The sequence below is a fragment of the Taibaiella koreensis genome (assembly GCF_003545715.1).
GTDB classification, from domain to species: domain Bacteria; phylum Bacteroidota; class Bacteroidia; order Chitinophagales; family Chitinophagaceae; genus Taibaiella; species Taibaiella koreensis.
The window spans coordinates 253,124-275,645 of sequence record NZ_QVNU01000005.1 but is presented as its reverse complement, the minus strand read 5'-3'; the positions used below and the strand labels follow the sequence as shown (position 1 = coordinate 275,645).

20 protein-coding genes are annotated in these 22,522 nt (G+C 50.1%); 13 read left to right on the top strand and 7 right to left on the bottom strand.

Going from position 1 to position 22,522, the window contains the following annotated elements:
• The first annotated feature begins 97 nt into the window (after nt 1–97).
• From DZK30_RS17475 to DZK30_RS25920, 8 genes are all read left to right on the top strand, one after another.
• Nucleotides 98–616 (top strand): hypothetical protein, encoded by a 519-nt coding sequence (locus DZK30_RS17475; RefSeq protein WP_118975457.1) that lies wholly within the window; start codon nt 98–100, stop codon nt 614–616.
• A complete protein-coding gene (locus DZK30_RS17470) occupies nt 606–806 on the top strand; it encodes a helix-turn-helix transcriptional regulator (RefSeq protein WP_118975456.1) in 201 nt (66 codons plus the stop codon). The genes DZK30_RS17475 and DZK30_RS17470 overlap by 11 nt, the downstream gene beginning before the upstream one ends.
• A gap of 12 nt (nt 807–818) precedes the next feature.
• Nucleotides 819–2,207: a M28 family metallopeptidase gene (locus DZK30_RS17465; RefSeq protein ID WP_118975455.1), complete on the top strand. Its 1,389-nt coding sequence runs from the start codon at nt 819–821 to the stop codon at nt 2,205–2,207.
• A gap of 570 nt (nt 2,208–2,777) precedes the next feature.
• On the top strand, nt 2,778–3,284 hold the full coding sequence (locus DZK30_RS17460; RefSeq protein ID WP_118975454.1) for a GbsR/MarR family transcriptional regulator: 507 nt from the start codon (nt 2,778–2,780) through the stop codon (nt 3,282–3,284).
• Nucleotides 3,285–3,377: 93 nt separating this feature from the next.
• Nucleotides 3,378–3,776 carry a hypothetical protein gene (locus tag DZK30_RS17455; protein ID WP_118975453.1) on the top strand — a complete coding sequence of 133 codons (399 nt, stop codon included), beginning with the start codon at nt 3,378–3,380 and terminating at the stop codon, nt 3,774–3,776.
• A gap of 120 nt (nt 3,777–3,896) precedes the next feature.
• A complete protein-coding gene (locus tag DZK30_RS17450; protein WP_118975452.1) occupies nt 3,897–4,343 on the top strand; it encodes a hypothetical protein in 447 nt (148 codons plus the stop codon).
• Nucleotides 4,344–4,356: 13 nt separating this feature from the next.
• Nucleotides 4,357–4,791: a hypothetical protein gene (locus DZK30_RS17445; RefSeq protein WP_162903189.1), complete on the top strand. Its 435-nt coding sequence runs from the start codon at nt 4,357–4,359 to the stop codon at nt 4,789–4,791.
• Between the two features lie 88 nt (nt 4,792–4,879).
• Complete coding sequence (locus DZK30_RS25920; RefSeq protein ID WP_162903188.1) at nt 4,880–5,263, top strand: hypothetical protein; 384 nt, start codon at nt 4,880–4,882, stop codon at nt 5,261–5,263.
• Nucleotides 5,264–5,291: 28 nt separating this feature from the next.
• Here the strand turns inward: DZK30_RS25920 and DZK30_RS17440 are convergent, their stop codons facing one another.
• Nucleotides 5,292–5,819, bottom strand: a complete 528-nt coding sequence (locus DZK30_RS17440) for a 3-hydroxyanthranilate 3,4-dioxygenase (RefSeq protein ID WP_118975450.1) — start codon at nt 5,817–5,819, stop codon at nt 5,292–5,294.
• A gap of 69 nt (nt 5,820–5,888) precedes the next feature.
• Here DZK30_RS17440 and DZK30_RS17435 point away from each other — a divergent pair, with 69 nt between their 5' ends.
• On the top strand, nt 5,889–6,116 hold the full coding sequence (locus DZK30_RS17435; RefSeq protein WP_118975449.1) for an AtpZ/AtpI family protein: 228 nt from the start codon (nt 5,889–5,891) through the stop codon (nt 6,114–6,116).
• 217 nt (nt 6,117–6,333) lie between these two features.
• On the opposite strand, the gene DZK30_RS17430 is transcribed toward DZK30_RS17435, so the two are convergent.
• Nucleotides 6,334–7,335, bottom strand: a complete 1,002-nt coding sequence (locus tag DZK30_RS17430; RefSeq protein ID WP_118975448.1) for a hypothetical protein — start codon at nt 7,333–7,335, stop codon at nt 6,334–6,336.
• A gap of 319 nt (nt 7,336–7,654) precedes the next feature.
• Here DZK30_RS17430 and DZK30_RS17425 point away from each other — a divergent pair, with 319 nt between their 5' ends.
• The 4 genes from DZK30_RS17425 to DZK30_RS17410 all read left to right on the top strand — a co-directional run bounded on the left by DZK30_RS17425 (nt 7,655) and on the right by DZK30_RS17410 (nt 17,055).
• Nucleotides 7,655–9,724 (top strand): alkaline phosphatase, encoded by a 2,070-nt coding sequence (locus DZK30_RS17425; RefSeq protein WP_118975447.1) that lies wholly within the window; start codon nt 7,655–7,657, stop codon nt 9,722–9,724.
• Between the two features lie 494 nt (nt 9,725–10,218).
• Nucleotides 10,219–14,808 carry a PKD domain-containing protein gene (locus DZK30_RS17420; protein ID WP_118975446.1) on the top strand — a complete coding sequence of 1,530 codons (4,590 nt, stop codon included), beginning with the start codon at nt 10,219–10,221 and terminating at the stop codon, nt 14,806–14,808.
• Nucleotides 14,809–14,955: 147 nt separating this feature from the next.
• A complete protein-coding gene (locus DZK30_RS17415; RefSeq protein ID WP_118975445.1) occupies nt 14,956–15,885 on the top strand; it encodes a ComEA family DNA-binding protein in 930 nt (309 codons plus the stop codon).
• Nucleotides 15,886–15,912: 27 nt separating this feature from the next.
• Entirely contained in the window at nt 15,913–17,055 is a 1,143-nt protein-coding gene (locus tag DZK30_RS17410; RefSeq protein ID WP_118975444.1) for an acyl-CoA dehydrogenase, read from the top strand.
• A 129-nt stretch (nt 17,056–17,184) separates the two neighbouring features.
• On the opposite strand, the gene DZK30_RS17405 is transcribed toward DZK30_RS17410, so the two are convergent.
• The 5 genes from DZK30_RS17405 to DZK30_RS17385 form a co-directional block, all read right to left on the bottom strand.
• Nucleotides 17,185–17,751 (bottom strand): fasciclin domain-containing protein, encoded by a 567-nt coding sequence (locus tag DZK30_RS17405; protein ID WP_118975630.1) that lies wholly within the window; start codon nt 17,749–17,751, stop codon nt 17,185–17,187.
• 143 nt (nt 17,752–17,894) lie between these two features.
• Nucleotides 17,895–18,740: an anti-sigma factor gene (locus DZK30_RS17400; protein ID WP_162903187.1), complete on the bottom strand. Its 846-nt coding sequence runs from the start codon at nt 18,738–18,740 to the stop codon at nt 17,895–17,897.
• Nucleotides 18,741–18,742: 2 nt separating this feature from the next.
• Nucleotides 18,743–19,288: a sigma-70 family RNA polymerase sigma factor gene (locus DZK30_RS17395; RefSeq protein ID WP_118975442.1), complete on the bottom strand. Its 546-nt coding sequence runs from the start codon at nt 19,286–19,288 to the stop codon at nt 18,743–18,745.
• Nucleotides 19,289–19,439: 151 nt separating this feature from the next.
• A complete protein-coding gene (gene aat / locus DZK30_RS17390) occupies nt 19,440–20,072 on the bottom strand; it encodes a leucyl/phenylalanyl-tRNA--protein transferase (protein ID WP_118975441.1) in 633 nt (210 codons plus the stop codon).
• A 125-nt stretch (nt 20,073–20,197) separates the two neighbouring features.
• The gene (locus DZK30_RS17385) at nt 20,198–22,402 is read right to left on the bottom strand and encodes a carboxy terminal-processing peptidase (protein WP_162903186.1); all 2,205 of its coding nucleotides are present in this window, start codon (nt 22,400–22,402) and stop codon (nt 20,198–20,200) included.
• Nucleotides 22,403–22,522: the final 120 nt, after the last annotated feature.

Sequence of the window (22,522 nt, the reverse complement as noted above, 5' to 3'; positions counted from 1 at the left end):
AGATTTTCCATCTGCTGTCTTTTTATTTTTTACTTTTTGTAAAGTTTACTTTACTTTTTGAAATGTTTGTTTTACTTTTGAAAAAACTTTACAACCTATGAAAAACAAACTGCTTTTACCCGCTCCGTTCCGGATGGCCGGTCTTGTACTGCTGGTGCCCAGCATGATCCTCTTCGTAGCCTGGACCAGGGGCTTCGAATTCCGCTTTCTGGATCTGCCGGAACATGATGCCCCCTGGAGGCTTTACCTCGATCAAAAGGAATTGCCGGCGGGTACGGCCGAGCCTTCCGTTAAAGAATTGAGTCATGCTGACATACTGAGCGATTATAATCTTACCAACGAAGTGGCAATACTCGGCTTGCTCGTCAGCCTGCTTTTTATCGCATTTGCCCGTGTGCGCTACGAGGATGAACGTTCCACGTTGATCCGGCTGCAATCGCTGCAGCTGAGCCATTACAGCAATTACTTATTCCTGGCCGCAATTGTGCTGCTGACTCAGGGCTTTCACTTTTTGCAGGCGCTTTTTCTGCTGCCTTTTATCTTCCTGGTCACATTTATACTTATTTTTTACAGCAGATGGTATCTGGTCCCTAAATTTGCAGCACATGAAGAATAGCCTGAAAGTCGAGCGCGCTATCCTGGACCTCACACAGGGCGAGCTGGCCGACAAGATCGGCGTATCACGCCAGACGATCCATGCTATCGAAGCGGGCAAATACGTGCCTTCCACTGTGCTGGCGCTAAAGCTGGCCCGTTTGTTTGGTAAGCCGGTAGAAGCTTTCTTCATGCTTGAAAGCACAGATTAAACCAGCAGAACCATGCGTATTCTTTTTCTTCTCTTATTAAGCAGCCTTTCCCTGTACACCCATGCGCAGGATACCACGGCATTGACCGACGACACTACCGAAATGCCGGGCGTAGTATCCAGCGCTTACCAACCCGGCCAGGATTCCCTGCTGCTGCGGGGTTATATCAATGCGCTATGCGCGAGGGGACTTGCCGGAAGGGGCTATGTAAACCGGGGTATGTACAAGACAGCCCAGTACCTTACCGCCCAGTTTGGCGAAACCGGTCTTCGTTTTTTCGGAACCAGCTACAGCCAGCCCTATAGTTACAGCGTCAATACCTTCCCGGGCATTGTAGACGTCAAGATAAGCGATCGTACTCTGAAGGGTGGGGAAGAATACCTGGTATACCCTACCAGCGGTAGCTGCTATGTAGAAGAGCTGAAGCTGGTAACCGTCGATGGCTACGATTTTGCCCGCAAGCTGCAAGGCAAGACAGAGAAGCCCGGTGCAAAAGAGAAAGCCTGGCAGAAATGGTATAAAACGCTTGGCAAGACGAAAAACGCCTATCTGCTCAGGCATATGGATACTGTAGGAAAGCTGATGGGATGGAACGATCGCGCCGAATTGCTGGCCCACCTGCCCGCGGGCGTATTCCTGCTGCCACAGAGCGGCAAGCCTACCTGGTCGGTGGCAAGGCAGGCTATTGCTGCAACCGTGATTGAGCTGTATGACAGCAGCCTGATTTTCCAAAAGAACAGGAAGGTATCGGCCATCGTTCAAAGCAAGCAGGTAGATAAGTTTGCCGCAATCAACATTATGGGTTACGTGCCCGGTACGGCGCAGCCCGACAGTTTTATCGTGCTTACGGCACACTACGACCACTTGGGAAAAATGGGTAGCAGGGTAATGTTTCCCGGCGCCAGCGACAATGCCAGCGGTGTGGCGATGCTATTGACGCAGGCCCGCTACTACGCAGCACATCCGCAGCCTTATTCTATAGCCTTCATGGCTTTTAGCGGAGAAGAGGCCGGCCTGCTGGGCGCTTCCTATTACGTAGAGCATCCTGCATTTCCATTGTCGCAGATCCGTTTCCTCCTGAATATGGATATCATGGGCGATGCCACTAATGGTATTACTGTGGTGAATGGTACCGAGCATAAAACGGCATTTGACCTGCTGACCCAATTGAATGCGGAGGGAAAATACCTGCCGGAGATCAAAGCCAGGGGCACGGCGCATAATAGCGATCATTACCCTTTCAGCGAGAAGGGCGTGCCGGCATTTTTCTTTTATACCAACGGTGGAAAGGGCTACTATCACGATATATGGGATAAGGCCGACCAGGTGAGCCTGAAGAAGGTAAGCGGCTTAAGCGAGCTGATCCGGCAGTTTGTATCGGGACTTGCGGCCGGAACGTAAAGCGGTCTGAACGAAAGGTAGCATTGGCAAATGGCAGTTGGCAAAACTATGGTCGGAACACGAAGCGGTCTGAACGAAAGGCTTGGCAAAACTACGGTCGGAACGCGCAGCGATCTGAACGAAGAGCTGGTCAGAGCTGTAGGGTAAAATTGGCAGTTGGCAGTTGGCAGTTGGCAAAACTATAGTCGGAACACGAAGCGGTCTGAACGAAAAGCTTGGCAAAACTACGGTCGGAACGCGCAGCGGTCTGAACGAAGAGCTGGCGAGCACTGAATAGATGGGCGTTGGCAGTCCTTTGCGTCCTTTGCGTATCACTTTGCGCCCTTTGCGGTTAACAACTCAGGCAATATCGAAATTCCAAGTTCCAATGGAATAATTGGCAATTGCTATATTCTTAAACTCCAAATTCAAAGTTCCAAGTTCCAAATTACAATACCCAATACTCAATACTCAATACCCAATACTCAATACTCAATACTCAATACTCAATACTCAATACTCACCACTCAATATCGATAAATTTCTTTCAGAAAATTTTGAAAATACAAAAACATCATGTAACTTTGGGTTATGAATCTTGCAGAGGCAAAACAACAATTTATCCAGAGCTGGGGTGTATTCGGATCTTCCTGGGGCATTAATCGTACGATGGCGCAAATACATGCCTTGCTGCTGATCGCGCCGGAAGCCATGAATGCCGATGAGATCATGGAGGAGCTGCAGATCAGTCGTGGCAATGCCAATATGAACATCAGGGAGCTAATCAACTGGGGTATCGTAGAGAAGGTGCTGAAGCCGGGCGATCGCAAGGAATATTTTACGGCGGAAAAGGACATCTGGAAGGTAGCCATGCGTATTATGAAAGAACGTAAAAAACGTGAGCTGGATCCCATTCTGACTACTATGGAGCAAATACGCGAAGTAGAAGGCAACAAGAAAGATGCGGAAACAAAGGCTTTCATCGATACGGTGAGCCAGATCCAGAAATTTGCCAGGCAGGCCGATAACGCACTGGCCGGACTCATCAAGGCCGATGAGAACTGGTTTACCGGCACCTTGCTCAAGCTATTTAAATAGCAGAAAGCGTTTAACCGGGTAACCGGTTTTTATTTTGATCTAAAATTTCAAATTTTTCTGAAAATATAATTATTACGGTATAAATAGGTATATATGAAAAATACTTTCAGAAATCTAGTTTTGGGTAAAAAGATAGACCTGTCCTTGCAGGTATTAACCTTCCCGGTAGTGCTGTGGCTTTGCAAAAGCAGTAGTCTGGGGCCCTTTGCCCTTTATATTATAGGCGCTGTGCAAACAGGTAGTGCGCTGCTATGGACGCTTTATTTCCGAAACAGTGCTCCGGCCTACGTAAGCGGGGCCTGGATCCGGGGCGCTTTTCTCATCCTGGCTCCTTTCCTGGCATTGATGGTATTGGCAGGCACAGATGCCCTGTTGCTTATGAGCTGCTGCATGCTGGTGATAGGACCGGTGCTGGGAACTACCTATTTCATGATTACCATCCTGGAGATCCGTTACTACAGTAAAGCACGCAAGCCTTATTATCTCTTATAAAGCCCTAACCATGATCACCGGATATCAGAGTATGAGGGAAGCAAGCCATGATCCGTCGTATCGATAAAGCCGTCCCTGGTATAGCGCAGAAAAATATCGTTTGGACCAAAAGCCTGTCGTATGAAACCAAAGCTCAAGGTTAAGTATCGTATCATCGCGTTATCCATGCTGGTCGACGCCGGCATACAGGCATGCTTATTCCTCTATTGCTGGTATTGTATTGGCGGCTATGGCGACGCTGGTATTGCTTTAACGCTGTTGGTTATATATGAGATGTTCAGCGCTCTTGCCTGGCTGCTGGGCCTGTGGCGGGAACCGGTGCAGCTACCGGGTGGTTGTTCGACACGGATATTGTACCTGGTGCTATCGGGCATGGTACTGCTGGCGCTTATCCTGGACCATCCCGCACCTTACCTCCTGATCCCTGTTATTTTCTATGCTGCGGTGTTGCTGAGCGTGGGCCTCATCGGCTACTATTTCTTATTTACGCTTGCGACAATTGACTTTTATAGCAAATGGTTGCAGCAGCGGGGCCGTACCAGGCATGGAAATGGTCCCGCAAAATAAATGTCCCATCGTTATGAATCGTAAATATCGCTTTATCGCAGGGCTAAAGAACGGAGACGCTGTTATCCAGGCGCTTTGCTTCCTGTTCATGATCGGCTGCTTTTTCTTGTCATCCGAGTTTGCCATGCATCGCAATGCCGTGTTGATCATGGCCGGCTTCCAGGTATTCAGTGCTGTATTCTGGCTGTTTGTATTGATTACAGAGCCGGCCAAAACACGGGGCGGGCGGTTTATTCGTGTCCTGTTTATTCTGGTACCCCTATTGCTGGCGCTCATCGTAAGCACCTATAGTGTTGCCATTTTGATTGCCGCTTACGCTATGATCATCGTAGGACCGGTACTGGGTTTCTCTTACTTCTTTATTACTGTGGCTGAAGTCTCTTTTTATCGCAGGCTTGGTAACCGGGAAGAGGATGCAGCGCGAAGAGCATCCATAACCGGGAAATAACACTGCCGGATATATTGTTTGCAGGAGCGGGTTTACAACCTTCGGCTCCGGTAATACATCTATAAAGGAACATACTAAATCCGTGATCATGAAAAGCCGTTACCGTTTGATCGGGGAATTCAAAAGAGTGGATGCCTGTTTCCAGTTTCTGTGCTTACTTTTCTTTTGTGGCGCCTTGCTTGCAGCGCCCGAGGCCATCAGAGCAAGTGTTGTACTAATGGCAGTCTATTTGCTGTTGAGTGCCTTGTTCTGGTTGCTGGCGTTATGGAAGGAGCCCAATATCGTGAAAGGCGGGCTGGCATTACGCTTGTTGATGCTGGTCATGGCGCTCAGCTTTTTGGGCGCCTGCATGGGCAACCGTATACTGATCCGGGCAATGGTCATGCTGCGGTGCTCTGCCATTTCCCTTGCCATGCTTTATTTTTTGATTACGCTGCTTGAGATCAGCTTCTACAAAAAAACAGCCCGTTGAGCGGGCTGTTTTATGTCGTGTGCTTATATTATTTCACGGGTACGGGTGGCTCCATAACAGTACCGCATTTTTTACAGGTGCGTTTATCCAGGTCGGCATAAAAGGCATTCATTACGGGCGGCAATTGGTTCACGATATCGTTTACCGGCAGGAATTCCTCGTATAGCTTATTGGAGCAGTTTTCACAATACCAGGCAAAAGAGTCCTTCATATCGCCGGGGCGTACTTTCTCGATCACCAGGCCTACAGTATTGGGACCGCGCTGGGGAGAGTGGGGTACTTTTGCCGGCAACAGGAACATATCGCCTGCCTTGATCTCGACAGGCACGATCTTACCGTCTTCAATAATGCGTACGACGATGTCGCCTTCCAGTTGGTAAAAGAGCTCTTCAGTCTCATTATAGTGGAAGTCCTTACGGCTATTGGGGCCGCCGACTACCATCACGATGAAGTCCTGAACATCTTTGTAGACCTGTTGGTTGCCTACAGGGGGTTTCAGCAAATGGCGGTGTTCGTCGATCCAGTTCTTTATGTTAAAGGGGCGTATTACGGACATGGTTTTATATTTGCCCCTAAAGGTAGAAAATTTTGAAAGAACGGATAATCGCCTTATATTTATTTCAACATGAAAGAGACGACACCCGAAGAGAACAAATATGGCAACGCGATGAAATATGCTGCCGTTGGCACGCAAATGATGGTGCTGCTTGGGCTGGGTGTATGGGGTGGTTTGAAGCTCGATGAAAAGCTGCACAGTTCCCCGGCTTTCCTTGTGATACTGCCGGTGGTGGCGCTATTCGTCAGCCTCTATCAGTTGTACCGCCAATTGACAAAGCCGCCCAAAAACAAATAGTTCGCTGAGACCGGATTCTGTATTCTTATTTCCGGTTATTCCATGTGCTGGGCAGGCCTCAGTATCGCCCACACTTGCAGAACCAAAGGCTGCATTTACTTATTGCTCCCTGACTTGATCGTAGCTACAACTCAGCTGCTCTGTAGTACAGGCCTGCCTTAAGAGGATAGCGCCTTTTCAATGCTGACCGGCACAGTCATCTTTACGCGGACACCCTCTATTTTTTTAGTATGCCCTTCAGCAATTTTTTTTCCGGCACCTTCCATCCTCCTTTGGCCGTAAGGAAATAGATATTTTCGTTTGCTTTACCTGCAAATAATACCGGTTCGTCCTTCAGTGCTGCAGGTGTATATAACTGCCCGCTTGTTAAGGCATAAGCCTGTGTGCTTGTCGTACTATGTATTTCTTCCGTCTGGGACTCCTGATGGTGGTCTTCTTTGAGGGCATTGGAAGGCAGGAAAAAAAGTCCTTTCCCCGTTACGAAAAAATATGAACTCTGTGCTAACGCTACAATAGTATAGATGTCATTGTATTTGTCTCCTACATAGGTATAGGAGGGGATCTCTCCATTGTAATGCGTGCTGCTTTTGAAGGAGATGTTCTCGGGCATCAGCACCCATATATTTGATTGTTCATCTTGATACAGCCGCTCTACGATATTGTCGGGCAGCTCATAGCCACTGTAGCCCTCTTCCGCATACCGGGTAACTGCGAAATTTCCGGCTGCCAGGCGATATAGGCCTACGGAGGTGCCAACCCAAATGGCACTGTCTCCAGTACAAATCAAAGTGTTGGCACCATTCGTATTCAGTTTTAGCGTGAAGCTATCGCCCGATTGCATGTACACCCCCTCCAAGGCAGTAGCCACCCAGATGCGATCATATACATCTTTATCCAGAGCACTGATCCGCTTGTGGGCAAACTCGGTTCGTTTTATCTGCCGGCTATTTCTATCCACTACTTTTAATCCTTCCTGTGTGGCGATCCATAGTTCATTGCCCTTTACTACTACGTCATTGATGGGGCCGGCATCGCTGATGAGCGTATGTAATGTGGCCCCTTCCAGCACAGATATACTATTTTCCTGGACGAACAAAACCTCATTATCCGTCGATAACAGCTTCACCGGCTTACCTTTCAACAAGGGAAATACTTTTTCGCCTGCCTGGGCAGAGGCCTGCAGGGTAATGCAGACGAGCAGTGTTATCATGAATTTCATTGCAGTCATTTTTTTGTAGCCAAATTGTTAACGAGCCAGATTGCGGCACTGATAACGGGGATGCAAAAAAACGAAGTAAAAGAGCATGAACCATACAAGAAGCTCACTCTTGATGCAGATTTAATTTTAAGATAATGGAACACTTTCGCTCACATAACCCAAGCGTAATAAACCGGTAATGCTGCGTTAATGCCACGCTTTGACCTTTGCCGGCGTTATCCGGCTTCCAAATGTATGGCATTGGATACGGTTTCTGCCATTCAGGCGGGACATTTAAAACGGCCATACGCCAGCACTTATTCAAAAAAAATACGCTCTAATGAAAAAACTTTTATCCACTACAGCTCTGGCAGCCCTGAGCTCACTGGCCCTGGCACAAAATCAACAGCCCCGCAACCTGATCATGTATATCGGTGATGGGTTCGGTATTTCTGCAAAGACCGCGGCACGTATGTCGCTTGGACAAGGCACTCCAGGCAAACGTTTTACAGACGATGCCAATTTTCACATCCTGGCTCTGGACAAGTTACAGTATAATGGAACACTCACAACCCATAGTTTGAACTCCTGGATTACCGACTCTGGCCCCGGCGCTTCGGCTTATGCTTGTGGAAAGCCCGGTAAGCTTGACAATGAAGCTATTTCTTTTAATGTTGGTACCGGAGAGTCTGTAGAAAGCATTCTGGAGAAGGCCAAAAAGCAAGGTTATGCTGTTGGCCTGGTAACCACTACCCGTGTGACGCATGCTACACCTGCTACTTTTGGCTCACATATCTGGTTCCGTGACTTGGAAGATTATATCGCTGCCCAGTATATCTCTTCGTCGCAGACACAATACGAGGCGATCTTCAATGATCCTGCATCGTTGATCAAGCCTTATAATCCTTCCCGCGACTGGCAACTGCCCGCACCTAAAGATAGTGTGGAAATCGATGTCATCCTGGGTGGTGGAGCCCGGCATTTTCTGCCTAAATCTTTCAATGATACCATTAAGGATGCGGCCGGTAATCCCGTGCTGGACGCTGCCGGTATTGTAGTCAGACAAACTGGTAAAAGGGCAGACAGTGTAAACCTGGTCGCATTGGCGCAGCAACGCGGCTATGTTTACGTGAACAGCCGGGATGCATTGCTGAACCTCGACACAACTCAATTCACACCCACGAACAATAAAAAAGTAATCGGCCTCTTTAATGCTTCGCATGTCAATTACGAACAAGATCGTCAAATGGATGCTCCCTGGGAACCATCATTGCCGGAAATGACCGAAATGGCAATTAAAATACTGAAAGCAAAAGGGGGCAGCAAAGGATTCTTCCTGCTGGTTGAAGGTGGAAGGATCGATCATCTGGAACATGCCAATAGCGGCGGTATTACTGTAGTACCCAGCAGTCCCAACAACCTGTATGTGGTTGATGCCGACAAACGCTCCTATAAAGGCGGTGGCGAGGTGATTTATGGTGCAACCCCCACCACACCGCGTCATGACTCGATCTATGGTTCCGATTACCTGATCAAGGAAGTGCTCGCTTTTGATTACTCTGTTGCACAGGGCCGCAAGCTGCTGGGAGAAACGAACTCCAAAACCCTTATTTTCTCCAGCTCCGATCATGAATGTGGCGGTACGGCTATCGTAGGATTACACGATCAGAATGATGCTCAGAATAACGGCACTATGATCCGTACTTATGCTATGGGTCCACGTCAAAACGGCAACGGTGCATCCTCAAGTGGCGCCGCTACCACTACAACAGTGGCTAATCCGGCAGGAACACAGCGTGGAGATATCGACTTCGGTACCACCAGCCCGAACGGATGGTACCCCAATTATACTACTTACACCTTTCAGGGACGTCCTGAATTATGGCCCCGCGTGGATACAGCTGGTCGACGTATTGTGGTATCTTATGCTTCCAATCCGATTACGAATGGCAATGGTGCAAAAGCGGGCGGTACGCCGGGCAACCATACACCCATGGATGTTTGGGTTGGTGCGGAAGATAACGCTGGAGGCACATATGCCGGTCAGATTGCCGGACATGGCCAGCTGGATAACACTTACCTGACTCATATTATGGCGGAATTCCTGACGGTAGATCCTACAGGCCTCAAGCCCATAACAATGCCCGATGCCTTTGGCAACCTGGAACTGTTCCCCAACCCTGCTTCCGGACAAGCTCATATGAAGCTCACCCTGGCTGGAAAAACCGCTGTACACATAACGCTTACCAGTATTAGTGGTCAGGTAGTCGCAGAGCTGGACAACGCTGTACGGAACGCCGGTGTGCATATCCTTTCTTTTAGTACAGCACATCTTGCCAGCGGCGTATATCTGGTCAACGTATCGGCTACTCAGGGCAAGATTACGAAAAAGCTGATCGTGCAACATTAAGATAGTCAGACGATATATACCTACAGGACATTCAGTTGTTCTGTACATTGAACAAAACGTCTTCCATATTCGCTTTGCGTGTATGGAAGACGTTTTGCTTTATGTGACAGTGTCTTCCTTATGAGTAGATCTGTAAGCTTCCAAAGGGCTTCAGTTGAATATCGGCGAGTGTGTTAATTGGACAATGGAAGGCTTCCCAAAGCCTCGCCTGTTACTGCGAGCCTGCAACCTTTTGATCCCAATACACCAATTGAATCCGTATTGGTTAGTCTGGGCCTGCCCTTTGCTTATGGCCCGTACCCTTCCCCATTTTTAAGCCACCGCGATACTTGCGTATTAGCCAGGCTGTTCTTTAGCGCTCTGTTTTCCTTTTCCTACACTTACTGCAAAGTCGCCAACACTTACTCATTTGTCCTTGCCTTCTTCTGGTCGGCATATTACTTTAGGACAGCACTTCGCTTTTCTTACTGTTTTATTTTAAAAACCATTCGCTTATGCACCTCAATTTTCTACAACGTTTCTGTTGTCTGCTGTTTCTGCTGGTGACAGGCAGTATTGCCCGCGGGCAAACGACCATCCCTATTACCGGCCCGGCGACCGTATGTAAAGGCATTTCGCAGATCTATACCATTGCGCCGGCCCCTGGTTTTATCTATATCTGGCGCAGCGGCAATACCAATGGCAGCCTGGTATCGGCAACAGCCGGCAATGCTACTTTCCTCTGGGGGCTTGACGGCTCCGGGCAGGTACTGGTCTATGGCGTGAACAGTAATGGCGATACCTTGCAAAGGGGTACGCTTAACGTTACCATATTGCCTTTACCTCAGCCCCTGATCACCACCGATTTCCGGGTCGCCTGCCAATCACTGGTGCCGCCTAATGAGCAGCAGCCGATGCCGCCTTTTGAAGACTCCGGATGTGTTAAGGCCTGTTCCGACAACAATGTGGTCTACAGGGCTACCGGCAATACCGGCAGTACTTATAGCTGGAGCGTCAATGGCGGTTCTATTGTTGGGTCTGCCAATGCCAATCCTGTTACCATCCATTGGAACGGACCAGGGCAGGGTAGTATTACCGTAACGGAGACCACCACCAGCGGTTGCAAAGGCAGCCGTACTATGTGTATTGAAATTATTGAAAGTCCTAAGGCACGCTTCGTTGCCTTGCCCGATACCACCAGGACCAGCCTTGTTGTCTGCGACAGCGCCGAGGTGATCTTTCTGGATAAATCTTTTAGCCCTTCGTCTTCACCTATTGTAGCCTGGCGCTGGGACTTCGGTGATGGCCAGTACAGCAATGCGCAGGGTAGCCTTACCATGCCCGTTACCCATTTGTTCCGAACCGGGAGCTATACCGTAACCCTTACCGTGACCAATGCCTGCGGCTGCAGCACCAGCTATACCATGCGGGTCCAGGTACAGCCTAAGGCCGGCGCGGTCATTACCTGCCCCGGTGTGGTATGCCAGGGTGCGATCAGCAACTATAGCGTGAACACGCCTTGCAGCGCCTCTTCCTGGTCGGTATCCAACGGCTCGCTTATAAGCCCGGCTCCCGGAACGACTTCGGTAAAGTGGAGCGGTTCCCCTTCAGGGTTCGGCTACCTGAAATACACACCTTCCTGTGCCGGCATGTGTCCTAATACGACGGTAGTAAAGGTACCCATTATTATGAGCACGGGCACAATCGAAGGCGAAGTGACAATATGCCCTAACGGAGAATACCTTTACCGCCTGCCGCAATGGCCTTCTACCCGTTTCAACTGGAGTATGACACCAAGTGGCCTGGGGACGCTTGTTCCCAGTGATCAGCCCAACGAGATCATCCTGAAGACGAATGGTACTGCGGGTACGGTAACGTTGCGTTGCAATTACCAGAATACACTGCTCAACTGCCTGGGCACTGCTTCGCTGGTGATCAATATACAGCCGCAGGAAAAGATCAACGGCCAGGACAAAATATGTCTCAATACCAATTACACTTATACTCTGGCTAATGGTCACAGCGGCACCTGGACCCTGACGCTCAACGGTGCTACAGTAGGCACCGGTACAGGCAACAGTATTGTGCGCAGCTTTACAACGCCTGGCATCTACGTGCTCAACGCTGCAGGAACCGGTTTCTGCCCGCCCGATCCCTTATTCATCAGGGCTTTTCCCCCACCGCCCAACGTGAACCAGATCACCGGCCCCGATACCATTTGTAAGGGCGTTCCCGTAGAGTATGCCGCAGGCAATGCCCTATACGGCACGCTGTTTGCCTGGAGCATGAGCGGTACCAATACCGGTACGGTGAACAGTGCTGCCGGTGATAAAAGCTATGTTACGCTTAATCCTGCTTCCTCGGGTCCTTTCACCATAATGGTCTACCGGGAGATGAAGGAATTTCCCTATTGTCGCTCCAATGTGAGCACGAAGACGGTGTATCCGCCGGTGGTCAATCCTGTGATTACGGGAAACACTACTCCCTGCCGCAACCAGTCCATGGCCTATAACAATAGCTATCCTGGTGCAGAAAGCTATGAGTGGAGTGTATATCCCGCTGTAAAAGGCAGCGTGAGCGGCGGGCAAAATACACCCAATGCTACGATCCAGTGGAACGATACCAACGGTGCAGCAAAGGTGATCTGTAAGATCAGGAAATGCTTCATCTTCTATATCGACACGCTTAATGTGCAGGTTTCACCGGCCTTTCCTACCACACCTGTTTTAACCGTGCTGCCCGATACGCAATGTGTCAACCAGCCGGTAACGGTAAATGTGACCGGTGCTCCTGCCGGAACCATCGTCTATAGCTTTTCCGACGATCCTTTCCCCACAACGACGAGCGCCACTTCTGTCAATCACATCTTCAAGCCCTTCCGTGGGCCGGACAAAGCGATGGAGGTTGCGATTTTTGTGCCCAATCCATCCGGCTGTCCCGACGGATTTTCAGCAAAGAAGCAAGTCTGGGTGAAGAGCGCGCCGATCATCGACTTGTCAGATAACTTGTCCTGCCTGGCGCCGGGACAAACAAAGGATACCCTGATGCTAACCAATACGGGCAGCGCCTGGGGCAATCCGCCGGCTACCACTTACGATCTCTATTATTATACAGCCGGCGGTTCAACTAACCCGGTGCTTCCTTCAGCAGCGCCGATGGCGACGAGCCGCATCCTTAACCCAGCCAGTGAGGGATTCTATTTTATTGAAGCGGTGGCCGCTAATGGCTGCAAGGCAAAGAGCGATACTGTGCAAGTGGCCGATAGCTGCCAATTTATACCGCCACCCTCGGGCGGGGGCTCTTCGATCTGTGACCCCAGCTTCAGTGTATCCTTTAATTGTACGCTTACCGGTGGTAAACGGGGTACCACGGTGTCGTGGACAGGGACCAGCACCGGTGCGGCATTGCTGGGCCTTCGTTATTACGATCCCAATCTTCCCGGCGACCATTGGAGCAGCCTTTCCGCCAGTGGCAGCTATACCATGAGTCTCGCCCCGGGTAGCTATACCATGGGCATAAGGGTGGTTCGCAGCACCGATAGCTGCACCATCACCAATACGATAACAGTCCCGGCGCTGCCTGTAGCCAATTTCACCTTTGCAAGACCCATTACCTGTATCCGTGATGCTGCGGTGGTATTTACCAATACCAGCACCAATGCGGTTGCGACAAGCGGCTTCTGGAATTTCGGCGACAATGCCGATCTTGCCGGCTATAACGCCGTACGGGTTTACGATACCATGCCGGTATCGGGCAGTACCTACCCGGTTATGCTTACCGTACAGGATGCCGCAGGCTGCTCTTCCTCCATAACGAAAAGTGTTCAGGTGATCGCCGACCGCCTGGAAGGCGCTACTGTGTCCAATCCTAAAAATCCCTGCGAAGGCACACCGGTTACGCTCAGCTATACGCCTAATGCCGGTAAATTCCAGGGCAACCGCTACAACTGGCTGAAACAAAAAGATACGATCGCCGTTACGACCAGCAGCCCGACCACAGTATTCAATTCGGGCTATTACTGGGTGTATGTAAGCGATCAATATGGCTGTACCGATAATGCCAAGGCCGATACGGTGAACATTATCCAGATGCCGCCGGTAGACATCTTCGGCGACAAAGATGCCTGTATCAATACGGATTATACGCTGAGCGGCTATGCCGGTGCGCAGGCAACCTACCGCTGGTTTGAAGGCGCTACTACGGTAGGTACTGCGGCTTCGCTTACCCGCAACCAGGCCAGCCCGGGCTCGTATACCTATACTGTGGAAGTGACGATACCCAAGCCGGGTGGTGGCGCTTGTGTGAAGACCAGTGCGCCCTTTACCGTAACGGTTCATGGTAATCCTGCCAATCCCGGTCTGTCATTCAACGTAGTAGGCTGCAATCCTTACGAGGTGCGGCTTACGGCCAGTCCATCCCTGCCGGGTGCTTATAACTGGAGCAATGGGGCCAGCGGCAATCCTGTGATCGTACCGACAGGCGGGCCTTTCCAGGTAACCTATACCGATCCCTTCGGCTGCCAGAGCCGCACCGCGATCGCAACGCCCAAAGATCCGCACGTATACCTGTGGATATTTCCCTCGGGCTGTTATAACCTGTGCAATACAGGTACCTATTCGGTGACCGGCCCTATTGTCCGTTTCTCCCGCTGGACCTATTACAAGAACTTCCCGGGCATTTATATGACGGGTCCTGGTGTGGTGCCCACCGCAGTCACCTTTACGTCGGCAGGAACCTACAACCTTGAGTTGAATAATGGCTATTGCTCGGCAATGAGCGATGATATGGATCTGAGCCTCATTGGCTGCGATGGCCGCCCTACGAGTCTTAACGAGCTCCACGCGCAGGATGCCGCTATGCTAACGCTGGCGCCTAACCCTGCCAGGGATAATGCCCATATCGATTATCGCTTTGAGGATAATGGGAAGCCGCATTACCTGGAGATCTACGATGCGGCAGGACGCAGCGTAGACAGCAAGCTTTTGCTGAAACGGCAGGGTAGCTGGCAACTGGGGCTGGAACACTATGCGCCCGGCTTGTACCAGGTGATATTGCGTGATGCAGTACAGGTGCTGCAGCGTGCTAAGCTTAGCGTTGTCCGGTAGTAACCATCTTGATTGCCTTTGCCGAAGAGCTGCCCCGTATTTTGCCGGGGCGGCTCTTCTTTTTATACAAAAAAAGATTTCAAGGTGCATTTAATATGTATATTTGAGTGCCAACACCACTAAGATTGCGCCGGAAATTTTATTCCTATGGCGCAAACAACAAACGATTTCCGGTTATCCCGCCGTTCGAGGGCGGGCGCATTGATCTTATTAGGCTTATTGCTGGCGGCGACCCTGGTGTGGCGCTTGCTACCGGCACTGCAGCCACCACGACAGGATGCCCGGGAAAAAGCGCTGCAGCAGGCCTGGACGCAGTTCCGTAAGGAACATATCATTGAGGAGCAAAGGGCGGACAAGCCAACTGGATCTTATACCCGGTACGATGACACAGATGATGGGCAGCGGAGCGTCAACATGCAGTTCTTTGACCCCAATACGGCAAGTGAAGAGGTGCTCACAGGCTTGGGACTGCCGTTACGCACGGCGCGTACGCTGATCAAATACCGCAGCAAAGGCGGTCGTTTCCGGAAGAAGGACGACCTGCAGAAGCTGTACACCTTGCGGCCGGAAGATTATGAACGGATAGCTCCCTACGTACGTATCGCGGGAGAGCGTGAAGTTGCCGGTGGCGTACAGGATCGTCCGGAGTGGAAGACGGAACCCGCTGAGGTCCCTTCCGGGCCACTGGAGCTGAATACGGCAGATGCCGGAGCCCTGATCGCATTGCGCGGTATAGGACCGGGATATTCCCGGCGGATACTAAGTTTCAGGGAGTCCCTGGGCGGTTTTATCCAGGTAGTGCAGCTAAAGGAAGTATATGGATTTCCCGACAGCACTTACCAGCAACTTAAGGATCAGCTGACTGTTGATCCCGGCCTGGTGAAAAAGATCAACGTTAACCTGGCTACTGAGGAAGAGCTGGCCCGCCATCCTTATATAGGGAAAAAGCTGGCCTCGGGTATCATAAAGCTGCGTAGCGATCTCGGGAGCTTTGCCGAAATCGAACAATTGCGGCAGGTTCCCTTGATAAATGAAGAAAAATATCGTAAAATTGCGCCTTATTTGGCGGTCCGCTGATACAGTAAATATTTAATAACGACTACTATGGATTTTAATCTCACAGAGACCCAGATGCAGATTACGGAGATGATCCGTGATTTTGCCAATAAACATATCCGCCCGAGCATGATGGAGTGGGATGAAAGCCAAACCTTCCCCGTGGAGCTGTTTCATAAAATGGGCGAGCTGGGCCTGATGGGCGTGCTGGTGCCTGCCGAATACGGCGGTTCGGGGCTAAGCTATTTTGAATATGTCACTGTGGTAAGCGAAATCGCCAAGGTATGCGGCTCTATCGGGCTATCTGTAGCGGCGCACAACTCTCTCTGCACCGGTCACATCTTATATTTCGGCAACGAGGAGCAAAAGAAAAAATACCTTCCGAAGCTGGCCAGTGGTGAATGGATTGGCGCCTGGGGCCTTACCGAAGCCAATACCGGCAGCGATGCCGGCAATATGCGTTGCACCGCTATCCGCGATGGCGACGATTGGATATTGAATGGTACCAAGAACTGGATCACACATGGTAAGACCGGTAATGTAGCCGTGGTACTGGCCCGTACCGGCGAGCCGCGAACCAAGAACAATGTGACCGCCTTTATCGTTGAGCGGGGTACACCCGGCTTCAGTGCGGGTAAAAAAGAAAATAAGCTGGGTATGCGTGCCTCAGAAACCACAGAGCTGGTATTCGACAATTGCCGTATCTCCGACGCGCAGCGCATGGGCAAAATAGGCGATGGCTTTAAGCAAGCCATGAAAGTGCTGGACGGCGGCCGTATCTCTATTGCCGCGTTGTCCCTGGGTATCGCTAAAGGCGCCTATGAGGCTTCCCTAAAGTATGCTAAAGAGCGTCATCAGTTTGATCAGCCTATTGCCAGCTTCCAGGCAATCGCCTTCAAGCTTGCCGATATGGCCACCAAGATCGAAGGCGCCGAATTGCTGATCTACCAGGCTGCCGATATGAAGAACCGTGGTGTGAAAATGACCAAGGAGTCGGCGATGGCCAAATATTACGCTTCGGAAATATCCGTAGAGATATCTACCGATGCGGTGCAAATCTTCGGCGGCTACGGCTATACCAAAGATTTCCCTGTGGAAAAATACTACCGTGATTCCAAGCTGTGCACCATCGGCGAAGGCACTTCCGAGATCCAGAAACTGGTAATCTCAAGAGATATCCTGAATCAGTAAGGCCCTACTATACTTATTTCAATAAAAAAGCTACGCTGTTTGGTGTAGCTTTTTTGTTGAAACAAAGAACGGGAACCAACCGGCTCCCGTTAGACCAAGCAATCGCACACACACACATTCGTCCGTTCCTTAAGGCATCAGTACAGCATTGATCACATGGATCACGCCGTTGCTCTGATACACGTCTTTGATCGTTACTTTCGCTTTATTCCCTTGCGCATCCATAACCCACAGGTCCTTTCCCTGCTGCATCAGCGTGAGTGTACCACCTTGTACTGTTGTAAGCATAGCTTTACCTTTTCCCGCTTTGATCTTCATCATAAGCTCCTTTGCATCCATTTTTCCGGGTACTACATGGTAGGTGAGTATGGTGGTAAGCTTTTCCTTGTTTTCAGGCTTCACCAGGTCGGCTACAGTGCCTGGCGGTAGTTTATCGAATGCTTCATTGGTGGGCGCAAATACCGTAAACGGACCTGTTCCCGATAAGGTTTCTACCAGTCCGGCTGCCTTTACCGCAGCCACAAGCGTGGTGTGATCTTTTGAATTTACCGCATTCTCCACAATGTTCTTTGAAGGATACATGGGTGCGCCGCCGACGGTTACCGTCTTTTCTTTTTGCGCAAAGGCAGGCTGGATACCGAGGGTGAGCAAGGCCATAGCTGCGATGGCGAGCTGTTTTACTGCTGTTGTTTTCATAAATGTTTTTTCAAAGCTGTTTGTCAGCATATACGATAGCAGGTACCGGGCGGTTTTTTAAATGTTTTCCTAAAGAGGCATATGCAAAAAGAAAGCGCCGTTCCGGTAAGGAACAGCGCTCAGGTTCAGATGCCGGCGATCGGTTATCCCTGTACTTTGCCGGCTACATACATTTCGTCGAGTGTGGGTGTTTCGCTGCCACCCTCCTGCTCCAGTGTGATCGCAAACATCTCTGCCTGGGGTATCGTTTTCATTTTCTGCATAGCTTGCTTGCCATCCATTGTATAAACACCGGCGCTTACCGGTTTACCATTGACAATGGCCCAAAGCTGGTATTGCTTGCCCGCGGGGGGTAGCGGCATATTTTTAAGCGAGAGGTAGACATCCTTGCTGCGGCCGTCCCAAAGCAACATAGCATTATTATTGGTATGAGCACCCACACCGGCCAATACAATGGATTTTACGAAAGGATCCAGCAAGAGATCCAGCTGGTGGGCCGATTGTTCCAGCCTGCTGCGGAAATCCTGGTTGTCGGCCAGCATTCTTTGCTGTTCCTGCTTCATCTCCGACATTTTTTTGCCGGTCTGCTGCGACTGGTTCCACAGCACAATATTGAGTGTGATGCTGCCCAGGAGCAACGCTACAGCTGCTGCCAGCGAACGGTACAAGCGTACCCTGCGGCCTCCTTTGCCTTCATTGGTAGCAAAATCAAAGGTGCTGCCGGTGTGCTCCTGCGACGGATGTACCACAGGCAACTGCTGCTCATCGGCTTGGATGGCCGACCATATCTGGTCCTTCAGTCCTGCCGGCGGCGTTATAGCCAGGGCATCGGCATAAGCCTCCAGCGACCGCCGGTACTCTTCGACGGCGGCAGCGATCTCGGGATATTGATGGGAAAGCTGTTCCAGTTCCCGCACATCTTCGTCAGCGGCAATGCCTAGCACATATGCCTCAATGACCCCGGATGATATGTATTGCTGGATATCCACGCTTATTTCATTATACTTTTTAGCTGTAACAGGGCATTTCTTGACCTGGTTTTTACCGTACCCACAGGTATATTCAGCTCCCTGGCGATTTCTTCCTGGGTGAATCCTTTAAAGTACGCCAGATCAATGATCAGCCTATATTCCTCTTTTAGTCCTTCCACGATCTGTTTCAAGCCAACGTGATCTGTCTTCTGCGAAGTGGACAGAGCACTATTATCGTTATATACGTTTTGTTCAATCCCAGAGATTTTTTTGTCCTGATTAAATCCGGACGAACGCAGCACATCGATGGCGGCGTTGCGCGCAATATTCAGCATCCAGGTGTAGAGCCTTCCGCGTGAGGGATCGTAGCTGGCAATATTACGCCATATTTTGATGAAGACCTCCTGGAGCAAATCCTTCGCTGCCTCTTCCTTGTTCAGCATTTTCATGGCCACACCATACAACGCTGCGCCATAGTTATCGTAAAGATAACTAAACGCTTGCTGGTCTTTGCTCTTCAGCAATGCGACCAACTCTGCTTCGGTATGATGACTATAAGGGGGCAAATATTATTTATTTTCGGCGGTTCAAATATAGTATGCGAAATCTGGAAAGTGAGCGATTGGCTATTTTATTTTTAATCCCGGCCCAATGAACGCTTTCCGGTAGCTTCCGTTCCAAAAGGTAACAAAACACGATTTATCTTCTTTTGTTCTGTCAGCCCTGCAATATCGATAAATATTTTTCCCGCGGGATCATCTCTGCACCCAGGCTCATAAGATGGGGATTGGGCAGCTGGCAGTCGATTAATTGATACCCGCCATGGCGACAAAGCCATATCAATGCTGCCTTAGAGGCGTTGCTGGTCCTGCTGAACATGCTTTCCCCACAAAAGACCTTATTTACGGCAACACCATACAGCCCACCCACGAGCTCCGGGCCGTTCCATACTTCCACGCTGTGCGCTATACCTTCAAGGTGAAGGTTGAGGTAAGCCTGTTGCATGGCCCCGGTGATCCAGGTGCCCTCCAGACCCTTGCGTAGTATCGTCGCACAACTGCGGATAACCTGCCCGAAAGCAGTATCCCGGGTAATATGGAAGCGACCTTGCCGCAATACCTGCTGCATGCTCTTACTCATATGGATACTACCGGGAAACAGCACACAGCGTTCGTGAGGAGCGTACCACAATACCGGATCACCTTTGCTGAACCAGGGAAATATACCCTGCGCATAGGCCAGTCGCAGGCGTGCCCCGCTCAGGTCACCGCCAACCGCCAGCAACCCGTCCTCTTCGGCCAGGGCGGGATCGGGAAACCAGAGGTCTTCATCGGATAGCCGGAAAATCATGTGCAATGATACAAAAGAAAGAGAAGCCAGATACGTGGCTCCTATCGCAGCAACAAAAAAGGACCACCATAGGGCAGTCCTTTATACTTTCTATTTTTTACTTTTCACTTTTAATTTTTTACTTACTAGTCGGCATGCGCCGGGCTCAGCTTCACTACTTTGGCGGTGCTGGTGATCCAGTCGTTAAGCACATTGGTCGTCTCGGCGATATAAACGTCTTTTTTCAGCGCTTTTAACCATTCGTTGTTCTTGGTGCGGGAGCTGGAGTCGATATTGATGCGGCCCATATCTGCTTTCAGGTTTTGCACCGTGATGGGGCTGGCGATCTTATCCAGCTCTTCCAGCTTTTTGCTCAATGCTTCCGCTTCTTTTTGCCGGGCAATGAACTTGGTCTCGTTCAGTGGCATGATATTGTTGTCCTGTTGCTGTTTCAGGCGATCGCCCGTTTGCTTGATGATCTTGAAGGTCTCATTACCTTCTACCCTCTTCTTGCTGTTGGCGCGCAGGCCTGCCAGCGCCGGCGGGTAGTCCCATATCTTATAATTGGAAGGATTGATCTTATCCCAGGGCAGCGCTGCTTTATCCCTACGCTCGCCTATATTGTCCAGCTGCTCGTAAGCATCGGGCAAAATGATATCGGGCGTAACACCCTTCAATTGAGTGGAACCGCCATTGACACGATAAAATTTCTGGATGGTCAGTTTCAATGAACCGATGCCGTCGTAGGTCGCATCGCCGCCTTTGGCACGGTTGAAAGCGGAAATGATCTGGTCCCTCATCGAAGAGTTCACAAACTGATCCAGCGCCACCAATTTTTGCACGGTGCCTTTGCCAAAAGTATTGGTACCGATCACCACAGCCCTGCCATAATCCTGCATAGCAGCAGCCATGATCTCGGAAGCAGATGCGCTGCCGTTGTTCACCATAATGGCCAGCGGGCCGGTGTACAACGGTGTGGGATTCTGGCTTTTCAGGGTTACGCTTTGATTGCCGCTGGCGCGTACCTGTACCACAGGGCCTTTACCCACAAAGATACCTGCCATGTCAACTACATCGGTAAGCGAACCGCCGCCATTGTTGCGGAGATCGAGCACAATACCGTCCACGTTTTCTGCCTTCAGCTTGGTTACTTCTGCAGCAACATCCTTACCGCTGTAGTGGCCACTGCCATTGCCGCTGAAATCAGCGTAGAATTCGGGAAGATAGATATAGCCGATCTTCTTGCCCTGGTTCTCGATAACAGCCGATTTGGCAAAGGCATCTTCGTAATCAACGGTGCCCCTTATAATAGGAACCACTTCTTTGGTGCCATCGTTATGCTTTACGCTCAGTCGTACTTCGGTATCCTTGGGACCACGGATAAGCTTTACTACTTCGTCGGTTTCCATACCTTCCACATCTACCGGTGTTTGCTCGCCCTGCGCTACTTTTTCGATCACATCTTCAGATTTCAGATGTCCCTGTTTCCAGGCCGGACTGCCGGTAATGATGGATGCCACTTTGATTTTACCATCCTCCTGTTGTTGCAGGGAAGCGCCAATGCCGATAAAGCTGCCCGACATCATTTCATCAAAGCGCTTTTTATCTTCAGGAGGCAGGAAGTCTGTATGCGGATCTTCCGAACCGGTAATACTGTTCATGAATATGGCGAAGCGATCATTATCGTTCATCTTCTTCAGCCTCTTGAAAAAGCGATCCTGTACTTTTCCGATTGTTTCGCGGGCTTCCTTTTCCATTGAAGCAAAGTCACGCACTTTGTACCGTGCCGAATCCTTTGCTTTTTTGTCTTCTGCATTTTTGAGGTCGATATATTTGGCCAGTACCCTGTACTTGAGATACTTTTCCCAGCGGCCTTTCAGGTCTTCTTCGTTTTTGGCGAAGCCCATTTTTTTACCGTCCAGCTCTATCTCCTCGTTGCTGCTGAAGGTAAAGGGCTTGCTCAGGATCGCTTTATAATAGCCCTCAGCTACAGTTACTCTTTGCAGGAAAAGGTTGTTGATCTTGTCAAAGAATTCCAGTGAATTATCCTTGATCTCGTCGTCAATCTTATTGCGGTACGTGCCCAGGTTGTCTACGTCGGATTGCAGGAAAAAACGCTTTTCATAATCCAGGCTTTCCAATGTTTTGTCGTATACCGATTGGGAAAAAGCATCGTCGATGGGCCTGGGTGCATAGTGTCCTTGCGATAGCACCATCATTACCGTATTCAGGATCGTCTTATGCTCTGTATCGTTGCTGGTGCCGCCGCCATCACCGCCAAGGTACCGGAACGAAAAGAACACAGCCAGGGCAGTCACGATAAGGGCAGGTATCAGGATCTTGTTTCGCATGAATCGCAGCATATCTGTATTAAATAATTGATTGTTAGTTTAACGTCAAAAGCAAATGTAAAGTATTTTTGAGTTAAGAAAAGGTGAAGCGGCAAAATACCCCGCATAGGGGTATAGACC

What these genes read in the sequence shown, in the direction of transcription:
- DZK30_RS17445 (WP_162903189.1), top strand. Translation starts at nt 4,357, where the DNA reads ATGAATCGTAAATATCGCTTTATCGCAGGGCTAAAGAACGGAGACGCT.
- DZK30_RS17435 (WP_118975449.1), top strand. Translation starts at nt 5,889, where the DNA reads ATGAAAGAGACGACACCCGAAGAGAACAAATATGGCAACGCGATGAAA.
- DZK30_RS17460 (WP_118975454.1), top strand. Translation starts at nt 2,778, where the DNA reads ATGAATCTTGCAGAGGCAAAACAACAATTTATCCAGAGCTGGGGTGTA.
- DZK30_RS17465 (WP_118975455.1), top strand. Translation starts at nt 819, where the DNA reads ATGCGTATTCTTTTTCTTCTCTTATTAAGCAGCCTTTCCCTGTACACC.
- DZK30_RS17405 (WP_118975630.1), bottom strand. Translation starts at nt 17,751, where the DNA reads ATGAAAACAACAGCAGTAAAACAGCTCGCCATCGCAGCTATGGCCTTG.
- DZK30_RS17425 (WP_118975447.1), top strand. Translation starts at nt 7,655, where the DNA reads ATGAAAAAACTTTTATCCACTACAGCTCTGGCAGCCCTGAGCTCACTG.
- DZK30_RS17455 (WP_118975453.1), top strand. Translation starts at nt 3,378, where the DNA reads ATGAAAAATACTTTCAGAAATCTAGTTTTGGGTAAAAAGATAGACCTG.
- DZK30_RS17475 (WP_118975457.1), top strand. Translation starts at nt 98, where the DNA reads ATGAAAAACAAACTGCTTTTACCCGCTCCGTTCCGGATGGCCGGTCTT.
- DZK30_RS17410 (WP_118975444.1), top strand. Translation starts at nt 15,913, where the DNA reads ATGGATTTTAATCTCACAGAGACCCAGATGCAGATTACGGAGATGATC.
- DZK30_RS17420 (WP_118975446.1), top strand. Translation starts at nt 10,219, where the DNA reads ATGCACCTCAATTTTCTACAACGTTTCTGTTGTCTGCTGTTTCTGCTG.
- DZK30_RS17450 (WP_118975452.1), top strand. Translation starts at nt 3,897, where the DNA reads ATGAAACCAAAGCTCAAGGTTAAGTATCGTATCATCGCGTTATCCATG.
- DZK30_RS17385 (WP_162903186.1), bottom strand. Translation starts at nt 22,402, where the DNA reads ATGCGAAACAAGATCCTGATACCTGCCCTTATCGTGACTGCCCTGGCT.
- aat (WP_118975441.1), bottom strand. Translation starts at nt 20,072, where the DNA reads ATGATTTTCCGGCTATCCGATGAAGACCTCTGGTTTCCCGATCCCGCC.
- DZK30_RS17415 (WP_118975445.1), top strand. Translation starts at nt 14,956, where the DNA reads ATGGCGCAAACAACAAACGATTTCCGGTTATCCCGCCGTTCGAGGGCG.
- DZK30_RS17430 (WP_118975448.1), bottom strand. Translation starts at nt 7,335, where the DNA reads ATGAAATTCATGATAACACTGCTCGTCTGCATTACCCTGCAGGCCTCT.
- DZK30_RS17440 (WP_118975450.1), bottom strand. Translation starts at nt 5,819, where the DNA reads ATGTCCGTAATACGCCCCTTTAACATAAAGAACTGGATCGACGAACAC.
- DZK30_RS17470 (WP_118975456.1), top strand. Translation starts at nt 606, where the DNA reads ATGAAGAATAGCCTGAAAGTCGAGCGCGCTATCCTGGACCTCACACAG.
- DZK30_RS25920 (WP_162903188.1), top strand. Translation starts at nt 4,880, where the DNA reads ATGAAAAGCCGTTACCGTTTGATCGGGGAATTCAAAAGAGTGGATGCC.